The 19,298-nt window shown below is 64.0% G+C and carries 20 protein-coding genes; 6 read left to right on the top strand and 14 right to left on the bottom strand.

The window, feature by feature from the left end:
- Positions 1-162: 162 nt before the first annotated feature.
- A complete protein-coding gene (locus tag CIT37_RS15230) occupies positions 163-1,179 on the top strand; it encodes a magnesium and cobalt transport protein CorA (protein ID WP_028142841.1) in 1,017 nt (338 codons plus the stop codon).
- 61 nt (positions 1,180-1,240) lie between these two features.
- On the opposite strand, the gene purS is transcribed toward CIT37_RS15230, so the two are convergent.
- Positions 1,241-1,480 carry a phosphoribosylformylglycinamidine synthase subunit PurS gene (gene purS / locus CIT37_RS15225; protein ID WP_028142840.1) on the bottom strand — a complete coding sequence of 80 codons (240 nt, stop codon included), beginning with the start codon at positions 1,478-1,480 and terminating at the stop codon, positions 1,241-1,243.
- A gap of 13 nt (positions 1,481-1,493) precedes the next feature.
- Positions 1,494-2,261: a phosphoribosylaminoimidazolesuccinocarboxamide synthase gene (gene purC, locus CIT37_RS15220; protein ID WP_173015815.1), complete on the bottom strand. Its 768-nt coding sequence runs from the start codon at positions 2,259-2,261 to the stop codon at positions 1,494-1,496.
- 323 nt (positions 2,262-2,584) lie between these two features.
- On the opposite strand from purC, the gene CIT37_RS15215 reads away from it, so the two are divergent.
- Positions 2,585-2,908, top strand: a complete 324-nt coding sequence (locus tag CIT37_RS15215; protein WP_028142839.1) for a DUF1476 domain-containing protein — start codon at positions 2,585-2,587, stop codon at positions 2,906-2,908.
- Between the two features lie 15 nt (positions 2,909-2,923).
- Here CIT37_RS15215 and CIT37_RS15210 read toward each other — a convergent pair whose 3' ends face one another.
- The 8 genes from CIT37_RS15210 to CIT37_RS15175 form a co-directional block, all read right to left on the bottom strand.
- Complete coding sequence (locus tag CIT37_RS15210; RefSeq protein WP_028142838.1) at positions 2,924-3,307, bottom strand: hypothetical protein; 384 nt, start codon at positions 3,305-3,307, stop codon at positions 2,924-2,926.
- Between the two features lie 115 nt (positions 3,308-3,422).
- On the bottom strand, positions 3,423-3,911 hold the full coding sequence (cynS, locus tag CIT37_RS15205) for a cyanase (protein ID WP_095425247.1): 489 nt from the start codon (positions 3,909-3,911) through the stop codon (positions 3,423-3,425).
- A 16-nt stretch (positions 3,912-3,927) separates the two neighbouring features.
- The gene (locus CIT37_RS15200) at positions 3,928-4,851 is read right to left on the bottom strand and encodes an ABC transporter ATP-binding protein (protein ID WP_038948063.1); all 924 of its coding nucleotides are present in this window, start codon (positions 4,849-4,851) and stop codon (positions 3,928-3,930) included.
- A 5-nt stretch (positions 4,852-4,856) separates the two neighbouring features.
- Entirely contained in the window at positions 4,857-5,696 is an 840-nt protein-coding gene (gene ntrB, locus CIT37_RS15195; RefSeq protein WP_038948064.1) for a nitrate ABC transporter permease, read from the bottom strand.
- A gap of 166 nt (positions 5,697-5,862) precedes the next feature.
- The gene (locus tag CIT37_RS15190) at positions 5,863-7,239 is read right to left on the bottom strand and encodes a CmpA/NrtA family ABC transporter substrate-binding protein (protein WP_028142835.1); all 1,377 of its coding nucleotides are present in this window, start codon (positions 7,237-7,239) and stop codon (positions 5,863-5,865) included.
- Positions 7,240-7,357: 118 nt separating this feature from the next.
- Positions 7,358-8,236 (bottom strand): sulfurtransferase, encoded by an 879-nt coding sequence (locus CIT37_RS15185; protein WP_028142834.1) that lies wholly within the window; start codon positions 8,234-8,236, stop codon positions 7,358-7,360.
- Between the two features lie 52 nt (positions 8,237-8,288).
- Positions 8,289-9,422 carry an acyl-CoA dehydrogenase family protein gene (locus tag CIT37_RS15180; protein ID WP_161966414.1) on the bottom strand — a complete coding sequence of 378 codons (1,134 nt, stop codon included), beginning with the start codon at positions 9,420-9,422 and terminating at the stop codon, positions 8,289-8,291.
- Between the two features lie 35 nt (positions 9,423-9,457).
- Positions 9,458-10,000 carry an OsmC family protein gene (locus tag CIT37_RS15175; RefSeq protein WP_028142832.1) on the bottom strand — a complete coding sequence of 181 codons (543 nt, stop codon included), beginning with the start codon at positions 9,998-10,000 and terminating at the stop codon, positions 9,458-9,460.
- Positions 10,001-10,246: 246 nt separating this feature from the next.
- On the opposite strand from CIT37_RS15175, the gene CIT37_RS15170 reads away from it, so the two are divergent.
- On the top strand, positions 10,247-10,924 hold the full coding sequence (locus CIT37_RS15170; protein WP_038948066.1) for a TetR/AcrR family transcriptional regulator: 678 nt from the start codon (positions 10,247-10,249) through the stop codon (positions 10,922-10,924).
- 514 nt (positions 10,925-11,438) lie between these two features.
- On the opposite strand, the gene CIT37_RS15165 is transcribed toward CIT37_RS15170, so the two are convergent.
- The gene (locus CIT37_RS15165; protein WP_095425249.1) at positions 11,439-12,992 is read right to left on the bottom strand and encodes a bifunctional AfsR/SARP family transcriptional regulator/alpha/beta hydrolase; all 1,554 of its coding nucleotides are present in this window, start codon (positions 12,990-12,992) and stop codon (positions 11,439-11,441) included.
- Between the two features lie 141 nt (positions 12,993-13,133).
- Here CIT37_RS15165 and mddA point away from each other — a divergent pair, with 141 nt between their 5' ends.
- From mddA to CIT37_RS15150, 3 genes are read left to right on the top strand one after another with little or no spacing between them, the layout of a single operon-like run.
- Positions 13,134-13,916: a methanethiol S-methyltransferase gene (mddA, locus tag CIT37_RS15160; protein ID WP_028142829.1), complete on the top strand. Its 783-nt coding sequence runs from the start codon at positions 13,134-13,136 to the stop codon at positions 13,914-13,916.
- A complete protein-coding gene (locus CIT37_RS15155) occupies positions 13,913-14,890 on the top strand; it encodes an NADPH:quinone oxidoreductase family protein (RefSeq protein ID WP_028142828.1) in 978 nt (325 codons plus the stop codon). The genes mddA and CIT37_RS15155 overlap by 4 nt, the downstream gene beginning before the upstream one ends.
- An 8-nt stretch (positions 14,891-14,898) precedes the next feature.
- Positions 14,899-15,651: a hotdog fold domain-containing protein gene (locus CIT37_RS15150; protein ID WP_028142827.1), complete on the top strand. Its 753-nt coding sequence runs from the start codon at positions 14,899-14,901 to the stop codon at positions 15,649-15,651.
- A gap of 42 nt (positions 15,652-15,693) precedes the next feature.
- Here the strand turns inward: CIT37_RS15150 and CIT37_RS15145 are convergent, their stop codons facing one another.
- The 3 genes from CIT37_RS15145 to CIT37_RS15135 form a co-directional block, all read right to left on the bottom strand.
- Complete coding sequence (locus tag CIT37_RS15145) at positions 15,694-16,131, bottom strand: DUF2721 domain-containing protein (RefSeq protein WP_095425250.1); 438 nt, start codon at positions 16,129-16,131, stop codon at positions 15,694-15,696.
- 44 nt (positions 16,132-16,175) lie between these two features.
- Positions 16,176-17,615 (bottom strand): DUF1254 domain-containing protein, encoded by a 1,440-nt coding sequence (locus tag CIT37_RS15140; protein WP_095425251.1) that lies wholly within the window; start codon positions 17,613-17,615, stop codon positions 16,176-16,178.
- Positions 17,616-17,971: 356 nt separating this feature from the next.
- Entirely contained in the window at positions 17,972-19,171 is a 1,200-nt protein-coding gene (locus CIT37_RS15135) for a TrmJ/YjtD family RNA methyltransferase (RefSeq protein WP_095425252.1), read from the bottom strand.
- Between the last annotated feature and the right edge of the window lie 127 nt (positions 19,172-19,298).

Raw genomic sequence — 19,298 nt, 5'->3', positions numbered from 1 at the left:
AAGTTCCGACGGTGATGGGAATCGGGCTGGCCAAAGGGCCAATTCGCGAAGAGACATAGCCATTTGACGGGGATTTTACCAGTGCTAGCCTTGCCGGACGGCCTTGTACACAGGCCATAGCCGAGGCACTTTTGCCCGACGATCTTGCCCGGGATTGAAGCCATGAACGTCCCGTCGCTGCCCACGTCCCCCTCCGAGCCCGTGTCCACCGAGGGCGTCGTCGCCGCCGGCGCCTATGTCGATGGCCGCCGTATCGCCAATATCGCCATCAGCGAGGCCTCGAGCTGGCGGGCCAAGCCCGGCCACGTGGTCTGGATCGGCCTGCACGAGCCCGACATGGCGCTGCTCGGCGCGGTGCAGAAGCAATTCGACCTGCACGAACTCGCGATCGAGGACGCCAACCACGCCCATCAGCGGCCCAAGATCGAGCAATATGGCGAAGCCCTGTTCATCGTGGCGCGGACGGCGCAGCTGGTCGAGGGCCGCATCGTCTTCGGCGAAACCCACATCTTCGTCGGCGAAGGTTATCTGGTCTCGGTGCGCCACGGCGCCTCGACGTCCTACAGGCCGGTGCGCGAACGCTGCGAAAGCTGCCCGCGGGCGCTCGCCCGCGGCGAGGATTACATCCTCTATGCGATCCTCGATTTCATCGTCGACAATTACTCGCCCGTGCTCGAGAGCATTCACGACGAAGTCGAGGGTATCGAGGACGACGTGCTGTCCAAGGCGATCAGCAAAGCCCAGATCGAGCGGCTCTACATGCTGCGCCGCGACCTGTTGCGGCTGCGCAACGCGATCGGGCCGCTGGTGGAGGTCTGCCGCCGGCTGGAGCATGACGAGCTGTCGATGGTGCGGCAGGCCATGCAGCCGCTATTTCGCGACGTCACCGACCACGTCCGCAACATCCAGGAGCGCATCGATTCCATGCGCGAGGTGCTGGCCTTCGCATTCGAGGCCAGCCTGCTGGTCGGCCAGGCGCAGGAGACGGCGGTGTCCAAGAAGCTCGCGTCCTGGCTCGCGATCATCGCGATCCCGACCGCGCTTGCCGGCATCTACGGCATGAACTTCAAGCACATGCCGGAGCTGGAATGGGACTACGGCTATTACATGCTGCTCGGCGTGATGCTGACGGCGTGCACCGCGCTGTACTGGCGTTTTCGTCGCGCCGGATGGCTATGAGGAAATCGCTTCGTAGCCCGGATGGATCGAAGCGCGATCCGGGCTACCATGGCGGACAGCCCTAGACGATTTCGACCCGATAGTTCTCGATCACGGTATTCGCCAACAGCTTGTCGGCGGCTTCCTTCAGCGCGGCTTCCGCCTTGGTCTTGTCGGCGCCGGCGAGCTCGATGTCGAACACCTTGCCCTGGCGGACGCTGGCGACGCCGTCGACGCCGAGCGACTTCAGCGCGCCTTCGATGGCCTTGCCTTGCGGATCGAGGATGCCCGTCTTCAAGGTAACGGTGACACGTGCCTTCACGTCGAAAATCCCCTCAGCTCTTCACCAGCACCGGGCCGGAGCCCTGCGGACGCTCGTTCTCCATGAGGATGCCGAGACGTTTTGCAACTTCAGTATAGGCCTCGAGCAGGCCGCCGAGATCCCTGCGGAAACGGTCCTTGTCGAGCTTCTCGTTCGACTTGATGTCCCACAGACGGCAGCTATCCGGCGAGATCTCGTCGGCGACGATGATGCGCATCATCTCGTTCTCGAACAGACGTCCGCATTCCATCTTGAAGTCGACGAGGCGGATGCCGATTCCGAGGAAGAGGCCGGTGAGGAAGTCGTTGACGCGGATGGCGAGCGCCATGATGTCGTCGATCTCCTGGGGCGTCGCCCAGCCGAAGGCCGTGATGTGCTCTTCCGACACCATGGGGTCGTTGAGCTGGTCGTTCTTGTAGTAGAATTCGATGATTGAACGGGGCAGCTGGGTGCCTTCTTCGATGCCGAGGCGCTGCGACAGCGAGCCCGCGGCGACGTTCCGCACCACCACCTCGAGCGGCACGATCTCGACCTCGCGAATCAACTGCTCGCGCATGTTGAGACGGCGAATGAAGTGGGTCGGCACCCCGATGTCGTTGAGGTGCTGAAACAGGTACTCCGAGATCCGGTTGTTGAGGACGCCCTTGCCCTCGATTACCTGATGCTTTTTCGCATTGAACGCGGTCGCGTCGTCCTTGAAGTGCTGGATCAGGGTACCGGGCTCCGGGCCTTCATACAGAACCTTTGCCTTGCCTTCATAAATGCGACGCCGCCGGCTCATGGGGATGTACCGTGTTTTGTTGAAATCCATGTATTTGGTGTGCTCCGGTTACTAGGATTTACGACCCACAGCGGAGCTGCCGTGAACGACCCGGAACCCCGTCCATAACCCTTGGAAACAGAACGGGAACCAAGCCTTCAGGCAACCTATCCGATTGGCTGACCGAGCACAATCGATCCGGCCGTCCGGCGCCAACTTATACCATCTTGCCTGCGGCTTAACGGCCCGTTGTTTTGCCGATTCGTGCTATCTATGTAGGCATGCAGTCGGGTCGCCGCAACGGAAGGCTCCCGCTCCATTCAGCAGGGGATTTGGAACAAGGCATGAGCGAGTTCGACAAGCGCCAGGAAGGTTTCGAGAAGAAATACGCCCTCGACGAGGAGCAGAAATTCAAGGCGGAGGCCCGCCGCAACCGGCTGCTCGGGCTGTGGGCGGCTGAAAAGCTCGGCATGTCAGGCGATGCCGCCACCGCCTATGCCAAGGAGGTGGTCGCGGCCGATTTCGAGGAGGCCGGCGATGCCGACGTCCTGCGCAAGATAACGGCCGATTTCACCGCCAAGAACGTCGCCGTCACCGAGCAGGCGATTCGCGCCAAGATGAGCGAGCTGCTCGCGGTGGCGGCCGCCGAGGTGAAGGCGGGGAAGTGACCCCGCCGTCTGGCTCTATTTCAGCGTGATCTGAAAACCCATCGATCCGCTGATATTGAATCCCTCCGCTTGTTGCGGTCCGAACTGCCGGTTGATGTTGGTGTTGACCGACTCCATCCGGCAATCGCGGGCGAGCACCTCGCGCAGGAGATCACATTCGCGCGCCGCCATCTCGTAGACTGTGCGGCGCGCGCGGTCGCGCAGTTTCTGGGCCTCCTCGCTGTCCCCGGTCGGACCGGCGACAAAGAAGTTGATCGAAGTCTGCACACGCACCGATCCTTCCTGCCGCAGACCACCGCCGCCTTGCTCGGCGATGACACGCTGGGACTGGGCCTTGGCGGGAGCTATCACGACCAGCAGACCAACGCCTGCCAAGACAAAACGCGAGCGAAATTTCATCACGGGTACCTGTGGTTGAAGCGAGGCCCGTTACCTAGCCTCCAGAGGTTGCCGTCAGGCAAACCATGGACCGCAAACACCGGGCCGCCGCTTCACCAGCGGTTAACTGCGTCGGTCACTCCTCCTTGAAGCCGTATTCCGGCACGTTGCCGCTGGCGCCGTAATATTTGTACGGCAGGAATTTGCCGCTCATGGTGATCTTGACGCGGTCGCCCTTCGGGTTGGCGACGCGCTCCATGGCCATGTCGAAGTCGATCGCCGACATGATGCCGTCGCCGAATTCTTCCTCGATCAGCGCCTTCCAGGCCGGGCCGTTCACCATCACCATTTCGTAGAAGCGATAGATCAGGGGATCGGTCGGCGGCATCGGCGTGCCGGTGCCGCGCATCGGCACCTCGTTGAGCATCGCAACTTCCGCCTTCGACAGGCCGAACAGCTCGCCGACATTGGCCGCCTGCGGTTTCGTCAATTTCATCTGGCCGAGGATGGCGCCGACGATGAGGACCTCGGAATACCCCCCGATCTTGTCGCAGATGTGCTTCCAGCTCCAGCCCTTCTCGCGCTTGATGTCGAGCAGCTTCTCAGTGAGGTCTTCGCGTTTCATGTCAGGGTCTCCTTTTTCAAGCAGTCAGTCCGGGACTGGTCCCGGGCGTCCAGGCCTGGCGTTGCTCGTCACCACTGGATGCGATCGTCAGTCCGGGCTTGCCGATATGCACCAGCGGCACATTACGCGGATCGTGATCGGGTGTCTCGGCGGTAAACGTCTTGCTGCGCGTCACCAGGAAATCGATGATGTGGTTGCGCAGTGCGTAGTAGAGCGGGTGGCGGTGCAGATCAGTGCGGCCGCGGTCCCTCGGCAGCGGGTTCTCGACGACCTCGGCCAGCACCGCACCGGGTCCGTTGGTCATCAGGAAGATCTTGTCGGCGAGATAGATCGCCTCGTCGACATCATGGCTGATCATGAACGCGGTCTGCCCGGTCTCGAGGCAAATGCGCCGCACCTCGTCCTGCAGCGTGCCGCGCGTCAGCGCGTCCAGCGCCGAGAACGGCTCGTCCATCAGCATGATCTTCGGCGTGATCGAGAGCGCACGCGCGATGCCGACGCGCTGCTTCATGCCGCCCGACAGCTCTGACGGCCGCTTGTGCTCGGAGCCGGTCAGGCCGACGAGATCGATGAAGGTCTGCGCGTGCGCCTTCACCTTGGCGCGGTCCCAGCTCCGCCATTTCGAGCTGACGGCATAGGTGACGTTGCCGAGCACGGTGCGCCAGGGCAAGAGCGCGTGGCTCTGGAAGATCACGGCGCGGTCGAGGCTGGTGCCCGAAATCGCCTGCCCGTCGACGATGACGGCGCCCTCGCTCGGCGCATCGAGGCCGGCGAGAATGTTGAGCACCGTGGTCTTGCCGCAGCCGGAATGCCCGATCACGCAGGCAAACTCGCCGCGCGCCATCGACAGCCACAGGTTCTCGAACACGGTGGTCGTGGCGCCGCCGGCGCCGGGATAGCGCTTCGCGATGGCTTCGATGGAGATGAATTTGTCGGTCATCGCCCCTACTCCGGAAACGTGACCATGCGCGTGAAGCGCGCCAGGATCTGGTCGAGCAGCATGCCGACGATCCCGATCAGCAGGATCGCGATGATCACGTTGGTGATCGACAGATTATTCCACTCGTTCCAGACGAAATAGCCGATGCCGGTGCCGCCGACGAGCATTTCGGCGGCGACGATGACGAGCCAGGCGATGCCGATCGAGATGCGCATGCCGGTCAGGATCGTCGGCGCCGCCGCGGGGAGGATCACGGTGAAGGCCCGCCTGATGGTGCCGACCTCGAGCGTGCGCGCGACGTTGATCCATTCCTTGCGCACGCTGGCAACGCCGAACACGGTATTGAGCAGCATCGGCCAGATCGAGCAGATGAAGATGACGAAGATCGCCGAGATCGAGGAATCCTTGATGGTGTAGAGCGCGAGCGGCATCCAGGCCAACGGCGAGATCGGCTTCAGCACCTGGATGAAGGGATCGAGCGCCTTGCTCAGCAGCGGCGACATGCCGATCAGAAATCCGAGCGGGATCGCGACCAGCACCGCCAGCAGATAGCCGGTGCCGACCCGCGCGATCGAGTAGCCGAGCTGGATGCCGAGCCCCTTGTCGTTCGGCCCGTTGTCGTAGAACGGCCGCCGCAAATGCTCCCACAACTTGGCGCCGACATCGAGCGGCCCGGGCATCGCCGATTTGCCCTGCGTCGCGGTCAGCCCCATCAGCTTGGCGTATTCGGGGCTCATCGTGGCGACGGGGCCTGTCGAGCGCGTGGCGAGATGCCAGATGCCGAGGAATGCAGCGAGCAGCGCGATGGAGACGAGACCGGCGCGGAGGCGGAGAGAAGAAGTCATCGCGCGAGACCTCTCCGCCCGTCGTCCCGGCGAACGCCGGGACCCATAACCCCAGGGAGAAGTTTGGCGAAGACTCGTCGTTCGGTACTCCCATCGATAGCAATCGATGGATTCCGCGGTATGGGTCTCGGCGTTCGCCGGGACGACGATGCTGAGAGAGATCTCATCACGACGACTTCCTGATCTTGAAGCTCGCGACATAGTCCTCCGGCTTGGCCGGATCGAAAGTCTTGCCCATCACCGCAAACGACTTGTACGCGCTCGCAGGCGGTGTGAGCCCCATCTCGGCCATCAGCTTCTTGGTGTCGGTCGCCAGATACACCTGCTCGGCCACCGCCTTGTAGTCGACGTCGCCCTTGATCTGGCCCCAGCGCTTCATCTGCGTCAGCATCCACACCGCAAAGGACTGCCAGGGGAATGGATCGAAATCGACGCGCTTCGCATCGGTCTTCACGCCGCCGAGGCCGTCGGCATAGGTGCCGGTCAAGACCTGCTCCAGCACCGTCACCGGCGCGTTGATGTAATTGGCCGGCGCGATGGCTTCCGCGATCTGCTTGCGGTTCTCCGCCTTCGAGGCATAGGCGGTCGCATCGACGATGGCGCGGGTCAGCGCCGCAAAGCTGTTTGGCGCTGACGTGATGAACTCGCGGCTGGCGGCGAAGCTGCAACAGGGATGACCGTCCCAGATCTCCTTCGACAACAGATGCATGAAGCCGACGCCGTCATAGATCGCGCGCTGGCAGATGTTGTCGGGGGCGAGGAAGCCGTCGATATTGTCGGCACGCAAATTGGCGACCATCTCCGGCGGCGGCACCGAGCGCAGCTGCACGTCGGTATCGGGATCGAGCCCGTGCTCGGCGAGATAATAGCGCAGCAGGTAATTGTGCATGGAATAGTCGAAGGGGATCGCGAATTTCAGGCCCTTCCAGTCCTTCGGGTCGCGCTTGTCCTTGTGCTTGGCCGCCAGCACGATGCCCTGCCCGTTGATGTTCTCGATCGCCGGCACGGCAAAGGGAATGGCGTTCGCACCGAGGCCCAGCGAGATCGCGATCGGCATCGGTGCCAGCATGTGCGCGGCGTCGTATTCCTTGTTGATGGTCTTGTCGCGGATCACGGCCCAGCCGGCGGTCTTGACCACCTCGACGTTGAGACCGTGCTTGGCATAGAAGCCCATCGGCGCCGCCATGATGATGGGCGTGGCGCAAGTAATCGGGATGAAGCCGACCTTGAGGTCCTTCTTCTCGGGCACACCGGCTTGCGCGAATACTTCGGTTGCGGTCTGCAGCGGAAAGAACTGCGACAGCGCGGCCAGTGCGGTGGACGCCCCGACCGACTTCAGAAACGCCCGCCGTGCCACATCCTGCGGGAACATCGCGCGCATCACGGCCGACGCAATCACGCCCTCGTAGCGTTTCTCCTCGCTCTCGACCGGCTCGCAGCGCAGCGCCGCCTGCTCGTGCTCCCTCGCCGAACGGTGCTGGCCGCAAACGCAGCCCGCCCCGAGATTGCGGTCGGCATCGAACGGATCGTCGAACATGGACATGCTGCTGCGCCCCTTTGTCACACTGCGCGGCGGACGCCGTTGTCCGCCGCGTCAGGTCAGAATTCCATCGTGGCCCGGCTACCGCTTGCGCAGCCGGGCCATTGAAAACATGCAGGTTCTATGCCGCCTTGCCCGTTACCTGGGCAGCAATGGGCAACCCCTGCTCGATCGGCAGCGAGGGGTCACGCGACCATTCGTTCCAGGAGCCGAAATACATCCGCACGTCCTTCACGCCGGCGTTCTTCAGCGCCAGGAAGGTGTTCGAAGCGCGCGCACCCTTGAAGCAGTAGAGATAGACTGGCGTCGTCGGCGTGATGCCGACGGTAGCGCATTCGGCCAAAATCTCGTCCTTGGACTTGAAGCGGGGCCCTTCGGCGGTCGGCTTCATCATGCGGTACCATTCCAGCCACACCGCGCCGGGGATGCGGCCCTTGCGCGGGCAGAAATCCTTGCCATAGGGCGAAGAGCTGTCGCCGATCCATTCGTCGACATCGCGCACGTCGAGAATGGCGATGCCGGGCTTGCCGACCGCGGCAAGCATGGTCTTCGCGTCGATCAGGATCTCGCCGGCTTCCGGCACGATCGCGAACGAGGCCTTCGCCGGCGCCGGGACATCCTTGGTCACCGGAAGACCCGCGGCCGACCACGCATCGAAGCCGCCATGCAGCACCTTGACCTTGGGATAGCCGAGCATGGTGAGCAGATAATAGCCGCGGCAGGACTGGCCGAAGCCGGAATTCATCGACTGCTCGTAGATCACCGCGGTCTCCTTGCCGGAGAGACCGGCAGCGCCGAAGGCGTCGGCGAATTTGGTCTTCAGCTCGCTCATGCCTTCCGGCGTCGAGGTCGCGAGAAACGTGAAGATCTCGTGCACGTTCACCGCGCCCGGCAGATGCCCGGCGCCATAGGCATCGGGATTGCGGGTGTCGATGACGACACAGGGTTCGAGCTTCAAGAGATCGGCAAGTTCGCTGGCAGAGATCAGAACGTCCGTCATTGGCAGCCTCTCCGTTGAGGTTAAGTGGTGGTCTGGGGTGGACTCGTGAAGCTCAGGACTCGGCGAGCATCTTGCGCAGCTGCTTGGTGGCCGGCGTGACGATCGCGACGAAATAGGCCTCGCGCAGCCGCCGCTGCGCGCGGTGGCTCCTGAGGTAGCCGCGCGCGCCACAATGCAGCATCGCCGCATGCGCCGCCGCGACACTGGCCTCGCCTGCGCGCAGGCGCAGCGCGATCACCTTGCGCCAGTAGGTCTCGTCCTCGTTGTAGGGATCGCGCGCCAGCGCCATGGTCTCGGCCTCGAGCTCGGCGGCGAGGTCGCGGAAATGCACCGGCTGCTGCGGCAGATAGCGGTTGATATGGCCGAGCGGACCACCGACCTCGTCCATGATGTTGATGCAGTCGCGGATCACCCCCAGCGCCATGCCGGCCTGCAGCAGGATGAAGCCGGCGCGGATCTTCTTGACGAAGGGGCCGGCGGGATCGGCGAGGATCAGCTCATCCGGCACGAAGACGTCGCGGAACTGCACGCCATAGGTTCCGGTGCCGTCCATCGCCATGAACGGCTTGCACGGCGTCAGCGTGATCGCGGGATCGGAGCAATCGGCCAGGAACATGACCGTGCCGGGCTCGCCGCTTGCGATACCCTGATTGTCCTCACGCTCGAAGATGGTGCCGAAATAATGATTGGGACCGAGATTGGAGACCCAGGGCAGCGCGCCGCGCACGATATAACCGCCCTCGACCTTGCGCCCCTTCAGCTTCAGCTTCTCGATGCCGAAAAAGCTCTTCATCGGGTTGGAGAGCCCGGTGCCGCCGAGCACGCGGCCGGTCGAGAAGGCATCGCCGAAACGCTTTGCGAGCTTCAGATTGGTCGAGTTGGCGGCGTACCAGACCAGCGTGTTCTGGCACCAGGCCATGAAAGCCGTGGCGCCGCAGACCTCGCCGATAGCGGCCATCGCCTGGATCGCGCAGCGCAAATCGGCGGGACCTTCGTGCGGCACGTGACTGCCCCAGGCGCCGACCGCACCGAACTTGCGCAACACCTCGGCCGGATAGACCGAGCCGTCGTCGATGCCGGCGGCGAGCGGCGCGAGATCTTCGCGCGCGATCCGCGCCACCTCCCCTGCAATGGACGGTGCGGGCTGATCCAAACTTTCGGCCCGCGATAAAGCCAGTGAACCCATGATCGTCTCCCGCACCTTGTCCTGGTTGCGATCAGCTAGACGCCGACCTCGAGATTGACCGGGCGCGTGAAGGTGTTGGCGACCGGCGACCATTTCTTCACATGGGCGACCAGCGCGTTGATCTCGTCCTGCGAGACGCCCTCGCACGCCATGTCGACCTTGACCCGCACGTCGGTGAAGCCGACCGGCTTGTCCGAGGTATCGCCGGTGCCCCAGACCGCGGTGATGTTGAGGTCGCCTTCGAGCTCGAGCTCGAGCTTGTTGACGATCCAGCCGCGATGCACGGCGTTGGCGTGCAGGCCGACGGCGAGGCACGAGCCGAGCGCGGCAAGCGAGGCTTCCGACGGATTGGGCGCGGTGTCGTCACCCAAAAGGCCCGGCGGCTCGTCGACGATATAGGGCGGCAGATTGCGGATGTAGTTGGCGTGACGGAATTTGCCTTCCGCGACCGTCTTGCACTTCAAGGTCTTGACGACCTTCGGATTGGCCTTGCCGCTCGCGATCAGTTGCTCGAGGCCATTCTTGTCGATGGGCGCAAGGCACCCCGTCAGCACTGTCTTTTGAACGACGGCAGTCATCATCTTCTCCCTGGCAGCCGTGGAAAACGGCAGGATACCGAACGGTCTGTTTCCTTGCATGGAGCGTGCCAGAAGAGGCCGAAAACGAAATGCGAGGCATTGGAGCCGCTTAGCGATGGCTGCCTGCGGATTGATCAGCCGCGCTCTGCTCAAAGGCGATGCAGCTGAGATGGCCGATGCGAATCTTTTTAGCGCGAAGCAGATGCGGCTTGATGATACCGCGCGGCTGCGATTAAGTTGCAATCCATGGCCAAACCTTCACTGAAAAAGCCCTCACTGAACAAGATGTCGTCGAAGAAGAACGCGCCGCATTCAGGCGCGGGCGATGACGAATCCGCGCGCGGGCGCCTGCTCAGCGCCGCCTCGCATTTGTTCTGCAAGAACGGAATCAACGCCACCGGCATCGATGCGATCATCGAAGAGGCCGGGACCGCGAAGACCACGCTTTACAAATTGTTCGGCTCCAAGACCAACCTCGTCAACGCGGTGCTGGAGAGCGAAGGCAAGCAATGGCGCGAATGGTTCATCGGCGCCATGGAAGACGGCGGCGGCGATGCGCAGGCCAAGCTGGCGCGCATCTTCCCGGCCCTGAAGAGCTGGTTTGCCGAAGAGCGCTTCTACGGCTGCCCCTTCATCAACGCGGTCGGCGAGCACGACAAGGACGCCAAGCAGTTCCGCAACATCGCACTGAAGCACAAGAAGATCGTGCTCGGCCACATCGAGAAGCTCGCCGGTGAGCTCGGCTCGAGCGAGCCCGCGGTGCTCGCCCATCAGCTCGGCCTCCTGATCGACGGCGCGATCGTCGCCGCGATGATCTCGCGTGATCCCGGCGTCGCAGATACGGCGGCGCTGACGGCCGGCCCCCTGCTCGGCCAATCCAAGTCGAAGAAGAAGCGCGCGGCGGATCAGCTGGAGGCGGTGTGATCGCCTCCCACCCCGTGTCGTAGATCTCGTAAGGTGGACAAGGGCGCAAAGCGCCGTGCCCACCAAACTCGTTCAGCTTCGTCGATCGAGATGGTGGGCACGCTTTGCTTTGCCCACCCTTCGAAGCCTGCATTCGACGCAGCCTTAGGTCCCACGCTCCACCGCCACACCTGCACCAAACCGCATCTTCCTGCAGCGAGGTCGCATTGTCCTATGAGCTCAGCGGCGAAATGCACGCCTGCATCGGCGCCAGCGTCGGCATCGCGCTGTCACCGGATCATGGCGCCGACGTCGCCGAATTGCGGCGGTCGCCGATGCCGCGCTCTACCAGGCGAAGTCGGGCGGCAAATCGCGTTGCTGCCTGGCGTCGGTCGAGTCCAACCTCGCGGCGTTGCGCCAGCTCCAGCAGAGCCCGAAAACCCCTCTCCCAAGCGCGGCCTGAGGCGGAGCTCGTAGGGTGGATTAGCAAAGCGTAATCCACCAAATCGAAACAGCGAGCAATGGAAGTGGTGGGTTACGCCCTCCGAAGCGGCAGCGCATCCGTGAATCGCTTGATGGCAGCCAGCACCGGCTGCTGATCACCCGCGAAGAACCAATGATCGTCGCCGTCGAGCTCGACGAACTCCGCACCGCTGATCCGGCTCGCGATATCGCGGCCGGCCGCGATCCGCACCGCCTGGTCGCCGCGCCGGTGCAGCACCAGCGTCGGCACCGCGATCTGCGCCAGGAGATGCCGGACGTCGGCGTCGCGAAAGGCCTCGAGCACGGCCGAGATACCGCCGGGACTGGACGCCGCGCGCAATAACCCGGCCCACCAGGCGCATGCCTGGGGATCACCGGCCAGACTCGGCGCAAAGGTCTCGATCCCGACCGGGCCGCCCCATTGTGCGACGAGCTGCCTGCTCCAGGCGTCATACTGGCTGGCGCGCAACGCGTACGGATAGTCCTCCGCCCAACATCCCTTGGCCAGTGCGCCGAACAGGATGAGCCCGGCCACGCGGCGCGGTTCGTCGACCGCAAATTTGACGCAGGCCGGCCCGCATTCGGAGGCGCCGAACAGCACGACGCGGCGGGAATCCACCGCCCGCAGCACGGTGCCGATATCCTCCGCGGTGACGTCGATGCCGGGGGCCGATCCGACCCGGTCGGACAGCCCGATCCCGCGACGGTCGAACACGATCAGCCGTCCAAGCTTCATCAACGACGCCAGGAACGTCCGGCTTGCAGGGCTCTCCCAGGCCCGCTCCACATGCGACACGAAGCCGGGCATCACCAGGATATCGAGCGGACCGCTGCCATAGGTTTGATACGCCAGATGCACGCCGGCACCCTTCACATAGCGCGTGGTTGGAACAGTGTGCAGCGCCGTTGCGGGACTCATCAGCGCCTCGGTCTCGGCTTCCGGCGCAACCCCGAGTTCGTCCCGCAGCCGCTGTGTCAGGGCAGCATGCTGACGCTCGGCCGCGCTGCGGTCGCCGGCCAGCAACAGGCTGCGGATCAGATGCCGGCCATAGACCTCGCTGAGCGGATCGAGTTCAGCCAGGCGTCCCGCATGCGCGGCCGCGGCAAAATGGTCGCCGGCGGCATTCTTGTCCTGCACGAGACGCTCGAGCGCATGCATGAGCCGTCCCCTCAGCGCCTCCCGGCGAAAGAACGCCCAATCGTCGAATTCAGGGCAATCGTCGAGAGCGAAGCCCGCAAGGAAGTCGCCGCGATAGATCCGGCAGGCCGCTTCAAAGTCGCCGCGGTCGCAGGCGCTCTCGAATGAATGCGCATCGGCCTTCAGCACGGTCGCCGGAGACCACCGCACGCTGGTGCGGTCGGTCTCGAATACCGGCTGACCGAGCGCGAGCTCGACGCGATGAAGCAGCCGCCGCAGCCGCGCAAGGCCCGTCTCGCGATCGGTCTCAGGCCAGAGCAGCGTGGCAACGACGTCGCGCGCGACCGCCGCCTTGGCCTCCGCCAAATAGACGAGCAGCGCAAGACCCTTGCGCAGGTTCAACTTGATCGGACGGCCGTCAGCATGGACCTCCGGGAACCCGAATGTCTCCAGCGAGAAAGCCGTCATGGAAATCCTCTCTCCCCCTCGGGACGCCCCCAGGGGACGCACAGGGGACGGCGCCGCGGTAGCCATTTCGAGCCGGCTCGCCAGCGACCGCCTCGAGCTCTGCATGCGGCACCGCTGGATCAGGCACAATAGGAAAAAACCATGTTCTCACGCCTCGCAATCCTGCTCTACGCAATCGTGAGCTATGCCGTATTCACGGTGTCCTTCCTCTATGCACTCGGTTTCGTCGGCAATTATGTCGTACCGAAGTCGATCGATCAGGGGACCGACGTCGGCAGCCTGACCGAGGCCATCCTCGTCAACCTGCTGCTGATGAGCCTGTTTGCGATCCAGCACAGCGTCATGGCGCGCCCGGCTTTCAAACGCTGGTGGACCAAAGTTCTTCCCGTGGCCTGCGAGCGCAGCACCTACGTGCTGCTCTCCAGCCTCATCCTCCTCCTGCTGTTCTGGCAGTGGCGTCCGATCCCGATACCGGTTTGGCAGACCAGCGGAATCGTGGCGTGGCTACTGACCGGCGTCCATTGGCTCGGCTGGCTGATCGCATTCGCCTCGACCCACATGATCGATCATTTCGACCTGTTCGGCCTGCGCCAGGCCTTCTCGGCGCTGCGCGGGACCGAGCCGGAGGATCACTCCTTCAAGGCGCCGCTGCTCTACAAGATCGTGCGGCATCCGATCATGCTCGGCTTCCTCCTCGCATTCTGGGCCACGCCCGAGATGACCGCCGGCCATCTGCTGTTCGCGCTCGCGAACACCGCCTATATCCTGGCCGCGCTGCAGTTCGAAGAGCGCGATCTGATCGCGGAGTTCGGGGAAACCTACCGGCAATATCGCCGCCGCGTTCCGATGCTGGTGCCGCGCCTTTTCGCGCGGACCCGGACGAAAGACCATGACGTGGCCCGGAGCATCGGAGTGCCCCGATGAAAGCCATTCTGTGCCATTCGTTCACTGGTCCCGGCGATTTGCGCCTCGGCGAGATCGATGCGCCCAAGCCTGCCGGCGATGAGATCCTCATCGACGTCCACGCGGCCTCCGTCAGCTTCATGGACCAGTTGCTGGTCTCGGGCCTCTACCAGATGCGGCCGCAGACGCCCTTCGTGCCCGGCACGGAAGCATCCGGAACCGTCGTCGCGGTCGGCGGCAAGGTGACAAGGTTCGCGCCCGGCGATCGCGTGGCATGCAGCAGCTGGACTGGCGGCTACGCCGAACGAATGATTGCCAAGGAATCGAAGAGCGTTCGCTTGCCGGACGGCGTCGCGTTCGAAGCGGCGGCAACCATCCTGCACAATTACGGCACGGCCTATTATGCGCTGGTCGAACGGGCACGAGCCGAGCGCGGCGAAACGCTGTTCGTCACCGGCGCTGCCGGCGGGGTTGGACTGGCCGCCGTCGACCTCGGCCGGCATTTCGGCCTGCGCATCGTCGCCGGCGTCGGCTCTGACGACAAGGCGGCGCTGGTCCACAGCTACGGCGCCAGCGAGGTCATCAACTATCGCAGCGAGGATCTGCGCGACCGGATCAAGTCGATCACGTCAGGAGACGGCATCGATGTCGGCTTCGACAATGTCGGCGGTGGGATTTTCGAGCAGATGGCCCGGCTGATGAAATGGGGCGGACGGCTGATGCCGATCGGCTTCACCGGCGGCGAGATTCCCTCCATCCCGATGAACCTGCCGCTGCTGAAGAACTATTCCATCATCGGCGTCTTTGCCGGCGCCTGGGCGGAGAAATTCTCCAACGAGGCAGCGCGCATGAACGCCACGCTGATGCGATTGCTGGCCGAAGGACAAATCCGCCCGCATATCGACCGCGTCCTCCCTTTGGAGGAGGCCGGCGACGCCATGCGCGCCGTGGCCAACCGGACAGTTCAGGGACGAATTGTGCTCAAAATCAGATAGAGTGCGCCATGGCTTCGATCATCATCGACAAGCGCTATTGCGGTCCTCCGAACTCCGGCAACGGCGGCTATGTCTGCGGCCGGCTCGCCCGTCACATTCCCGGGGCTGCAGAGGTGACGCTGCGCGCGCCGCCCCCGCTGGACTCGCCGCTCGATGCCATCGCGACGGACGACGGCACATGGGAGCTTCGCGATGGCGGCAAAGCCGTCGCCACCGCCCGCGCCGTGAGCGTCGAGCTTGCGCAGATCGAGACAGCTGACTTGCTGGAAGCACGTGCGGCCGAATTGCATGCGCTGTCCAGGCCGCACGAACATCCGCTGCCACACTGTTTCGTCTGCGGTCCCGCAAGGGCGAAGGGCGACGGCCTGCGCATCTTCGCCGGCCCGCTCCGCCGTCAAGCACAAACTCCCGTTCTCGCCGCGAGCTGGGCACCCGATCCAAATCTCACGGCCGGGGATGGCCTCATCGCGCCCGAATTCCTCTGGTCCGCGCTCGACTGCCCCACCGGCTTTGCCTGCAATTACGATCAGCAGAGCGGCAGCTTCGAGAAGACCCCGCTCCTGCTCGGACGGATGTCAGCCCGCATCGAAGCGCGCCCCCGCCCCGGCGAGCTCTGCATCGTCACGGCCTGGCCCACCGGCCGCGACGGCCGCAAGCGCACGGCCGACGCCGCGCTTCATGATGAAGCCGGCAGATTGCTGGCGTTGGCCCGGACGACATGGATTGCGGTGGAGCGCGACGTGCAGCTCGGGCGCGGGTAATTCGCCGCCGACGGACATGCGCAGGCGGCGGTTTCCGCGGCACTAGTTCCCCAGATCGTACTCGTGCACGGAAACCCTGATCTCGCGGACGAGATTTATCAGCGCCAGGGTGAAAAACCCGAGAGCAATGACGAAAAGCACCGCGACACCGTATTCGTGTCGCAGTTGATAGTATGCGCTGATGAACGCCACGATCACGAGTAGGCATGTCAGGATCGCGCTTGTTCCGGAGAACAGGATAGCCCGGTTCAGCAATTCGGCACGACGCCGCAGCTGAGGCAGATCCTTGTTGAGCCTCAACCTGGCGCCGTCACCATCCAGGACAGCATTGAGCGCTTGAATCCGGTCGCTGACCCGGTTCATGCGGGCGATCAGCAGCGAGACAAACCCGGCAACCGCTCCGAGAACGAAGGAAGGAGCGGTGACTTGAACGATCACCTGCGACAATTGCTCGACCCACGGGGTATCCGGAAACAGCATCTCGCCTCCCGCGCCATCGTTCACCGGCTGAGCAGGATATCTCCCTAGCTGCTCGTCACTTGCCGGACGGGAGGCGGCTTCCAGGTCCCGTTGACGATCGAGGGTGACTTCTCGTTCGGCCAGTACATCCGCAACATCAGGACGAACTTGCCCGCCGGCGCGGGAAGCCAATTGCTCTCCTTGTCGGGGCCGGGACTGTCCTTCTGGATGTAGAGATCGACCGAACCGTCCGGATTGGCTTTGAGATTCTGGCGGGCGCTGATCGACTGGCGGTTGATCGGATTGGCGACGAAGAAGTAGTTCTCGTCATACATCGTGATCGACCAGAAGCCTCCGACCGGAGGAAGCTGCCCCTTCGGGAAACGCATCACGTATTTGTTGCTGCCGACGTACTCTTTCCCGTCGGCGTCCTTCTGGGATGTCGGATAGCACGCATCCTGGATCCGGTTGGCGCCAAGGCCGATGGCCGTGACAAGCGCACGGTTGAGATAATTGGTGCCGTAGATACCGGCTTCGCTGTCGAAGGCCCAGCCGTTGATGTTCTTGATCGCCTTGTTGACCTTGAACTGGAGCATGATGCGGTCGAATGCCACCTGCGGGACGCGCTTGGCGAAGGCAGCATCGAATTTGCTCGCGTCAAAATCCTTGCCGGGGACAAGACCGATCTTCGCGAATTTGGCGACCTCAGCTGCGTCGACGGCGGCCGGCGGATTGCGCTTCATCAATTGCGCGAGAAGGGTGAAATAGGCCGCGGCGTCCAGGCGGTTGACCTGCTCGCGCACCGCCGTCTTCATGTCGATCGACGCATCGACCTTGCCTGCCGGGGGCGTAAAGGACTTGTCGTATGCGCTGAGCGGCACGAGCTTGAACTGGTCCTGCGCGGCGTGCACGGCCGCGTAGTCCTCCGGCGTACCGGTGCAGTAGATGCGGCCCAAGATCCACACCATGCACGTGGGGGATTTGTATTCCTTGACGCCGGCGGGAAGCGTTCCCTTCCAGCCCGGGCCGGTGATCGCATAGGTCTGCGCCTTGGTGCCGGTGGTGCGCTTGCCAGGCACCTGGAAGACATTGGTCCAGCCGTCCAGCATCGGAAACAGGAAGTAGCGGTCCTTCATGTCCGGCATGCTCAGGACCCAGGGCTCGTCTCCCACGTCGATCCAGGCCGTCGTGTAGAGCGTATCGGCATTGGGTGCCGTGACATCCTTGAAGGTGGCATCAGGGTACTTACGGAGCTTGACGAATTGCCCCATCGGCCCGCGTGTGCCTTCCACCGCCGCAACGTTCGTCATGACCCGGCGGGTCATCTCCATCGTCACGAGAGGATATCCGTAGATATAGGCATCCTGGGCGAGCCAGAAATCTTCGCCGCCCTCCAGGGCCCTGACAACAGGACCGTCAAACTCGGCACGTGCGGTGCGGGAAATCGCGAGCGCCGATACAGCGGCGCTGAAGGCGGCAAGTGCTTGGCGACGGCTGATTGACATATCGAACCCTCCCTGTTGCCTCAAAACCGTAACGGGCGGGGTTCGATGTTCCTTGACCTGCATCAATGGGGCTGGATGGTCTTGGGCGCAGCGCCGTTCGCTCGCCTGGGCGTGGCCGCCACGCCTGCGTCAACTGGCGGTAGAAGTGGTGGTTACGCCAACGCTAGCCTTCCCTAGACGACGTGTGCTCTTGGCACTCCCAACTCGTAGGGCGGGCAAAGGCGCGTAGCGCCGTGCCCACCACCTCTGTCTGAGCTTCGTCGATCGACATAGGTGGGCAAGCTTCCGCCTTCGCTCTTCGAGCTACGGCGGACAAGCCGCTTTGCCCACCCTACGAGACCGGCGCTCGACGACAGCTACGTGCTCTGCTCCATCATCCCCTGCAGCCGCACCAGCTCCGCCTCAAGATCGCGCTCTACATCCGCCGCCCGGATCTCCAGCACGCGATAGTCCCGCGCCTCCAGCCACGCACGCCTTGACGCACGGTCCGCCGCGATGGCCTCGCCCTCGCCCGGATTCACCAGCTCGATCGCGATCCGATGCGGGAACGAGACGAAGTCCGGGATGTGGCGGCCGACCGGGGTCTGGCGCTTGAACTGGCCGGCGAAGCGACGGTCGCGGGTCAAAGCCTGCCAGAGCAGACGCTCGGCGTCGGTCGGGTTGCGGCGAAGCAGGCGGGCGAGGCCGCGCACGGTCGAGCCGCTGTCGGGCACGCCGCCGCCCTGCCCGTGCTCGGCGAGCAGCGCGCGTAGCCGCGTGGCCTGCTCGCCGTCGAGCACGCCGCCCTTGGCCGGGCCCTTGCGTCCCTCGGCGATCGCCATGATCACGCCGTGCAGGGTGTGCATGTCCTGCTTGGTCGGCTCCATCCGACTGAAGATGTTGCGCAGGTTGACCAGCATGGTGTCGCGCTTCTCGGCGGGGCGCAAAAATTCCACCTTGTCGAGTTCGCGGATGAGGTTGTCGAAGAACGCCTGCATCTGGTGCTGCGAGGCGCGCTCGGAGCGCTCCGGCATGGCGTGCGGCAGTTCGCCGGACGTTGCTCGCTTGAACCATTCATAGCCGACCAGCAGCACGGCCTGGGCGAGGTTGAGCGAGGCGAAGCCCGGATTGACCGGGAAGGTGATGATGCGGTTGGAGAGCCCGACCTCCTCGTTGGTCAGGCCCCAGCGCTCGCGGCCGAACAGGATACCGCACCTGCCGCCGGTCGCGACGTGACCCGCGATCTCGCTGGCCGCCGCCTCCGGCCCGACCACCGGCTTGGCCTGGTCGTGGGGACGTGCGGTAGTAGCGAACAGCAGGTCGAGGTCGGCGACCGCCTGCTCCACCGTCTCGAACAATTCGACCTTTTCCAGAATGTGGTCGGCGCCGGCCGCGGCGCGCTGGGCTGCGATGTTGGGCCAACCGTCCCTGGGGTTGACGATGCGCAAGGCGCCCAGGGCAAAATTCCCCATGGCGCGCGCGGCCATGCCGATGTTTTCGCCGAGCTGCGGCTCGACCAGGATCACGATGGGACCGTCGAGGGACAAACCCGCCTTGCTCTTGTCAGTCCCCGACATCTCGTTTCGCTTTCACTCTTCGTCTCAAGGCCTTGCCAGGGCACTCTCAGGAATTGATTCAAGCCGGCCTTTCCCAAGTCGTCCTTGGGCCGGCCGGCGCTGTCCGCCTCGTTTGCCTGTCCTGACG

This window comes from Bradyrhizobium ottawaense (genome assembly GCF_002278135.3).
Lineage (GTDB): Bacteria > Pseudomonadota > Alphaproteobacteria > Rhizobiales > Xanthobacteraceae > Bradyrhizobium > Bradyrhizobium ottawaense.
Note: the sequence above shows the minus strand (reverse complement) of the source record. Positions and strands in the feature narration are given on the sequence as shown.

Bases quoted from the DNA above. Each gene is read 5' to 3' on its own strand.
- CIT37_RS15230 (WP_028142841.1), top strand. From the start codon at position 163: ATGAACGTCCCGTCGCTGCCCACGTCCCCCTCCGAGCCCGTGTCCACC.
- purC (WP_173015815.1), bottom strand. From the start codon at position 2,261: ATGAGCCGGCGGCGTCGCATTTATGAAGGCAAGGCAAAGGTTCTGTAT.
- CIT37_RS15215 (WP_028142839.1), top strand. From the start codon at position 2,585: ATGAGCGAGTTCGACAAGCGCCAGGAAGGTTTCGAGAAGAAATACGCC.
- CIT37_RS15210 (WP_028142838.1), bottom strand. From the start codon at position 3,307: ATGAAATTTCGCTCGCGTTTTGTCTTGGCAGGCGTTGGTCTGCTGGTC.
- cynS (WP_095425247.1), bottom strand. From the start codon at position 3,911: ATGAAACGCGAAGACCTCACTGAGAAGCTGCTCGACATCAAGCGCGAG.
- CIT37_RS15200 (WP_038948063.1), bottom strand. From the start codon at position 4,851: ATGACCGACAAATTCATCTCCATCGAAGCCATCGCGAAGCGCTATCCC.
- ntrB (WP_038948064.1), bottom strand. From the start codon at position 5,696: ATGACTTCTTCTCTCCGCCTCCGCGCCGGTCTCGTCTCCATCGCGCTG.
- CIT37_RS15190 (WP_028142835.1), bottom strand. From the start codon at position 7,239: ATGTCCATGTTCGACGATCCGTTCGATGCCGACCGCAATCTCGGGGCG.
- CIT37_RS15185 (WP_028142834.1), bottom strand. From the start codon at position 8,236: ATGACGGACGTTCTGATCTCTGCCAGCGAACTTGCCGATCTCTTGAAG.
- CIT37_RS15180 (WP_161966414.1), bottom strand. From the start codon at position 9,422: ATGGGTTCACTGGCTTTATCGCGGGCCGAAAGTTTGGATCAGCCCGCA.
- CIT37_RS15175 (WP_028142832.1), bottom strand. From the start codon at position 10,000: ATGACTGCCGTCGTTCAAAAGACAGTGCTGACGGGGTGCCTTGCGCCC.
- CIT37_RS15170 (WP_038948066.1), top strand. From the start codon at position 10,247: ATGGCCAAACCTTCACTGAAAAAGCCCTCACTGAACAAGATGTCGTCG.
- CIT37_RS15165 (WP_095425249.1), bottom strand. From the start codon at position 12,992: ATGACGGCTTTCTCGCTGGAGACATTCGGGTTCCCGGAGGTCCATGCT.
- mddA (WP_028142829.1), top strand. From the start codon at position 13,134: ATGTTCTCACGCCTCGCAATCCTGCTCTACGCAATCGTGAGCTATGCC.
- CIT37_RS15155 (WP_028142828.1), top strand. From the start codon at position 13,913: ATGAAAGCCATTCTGTGCCATTCGTTCACTGGTCCCGGCGATTTGCGC.
- CIT37_RS15150 (WP_028142827.1), top strand. From the start codon at position 14,899: ATGGCTTCGATCATCATCGACAAGCGCTATTGCGGTCCTCCGAACTCC.
- CIT37_RS15145 (WP_095425250.1), bottom strand. From the start codon at position 16,131: ATGCTGTTTCCGGATACCCCGTGGGTCGAGCAATTGTCGCAGGTGATC.
- CIT37_RS15140 (WP_095425251.1), bottom strand. From the start codon at position 17,615: ATGTCAATCAGCCGTCGCCAAGCACTTGCCGCCTTCAGCGCCGCTGTA.
- CIT37_RS15135 (WP_095425252.1), bottom strand. From the start codon at position 19,171: ATGTCGGGGACTGACAAGAGCAAGGCGGGTTTGTCCCTCGACGGTCCC.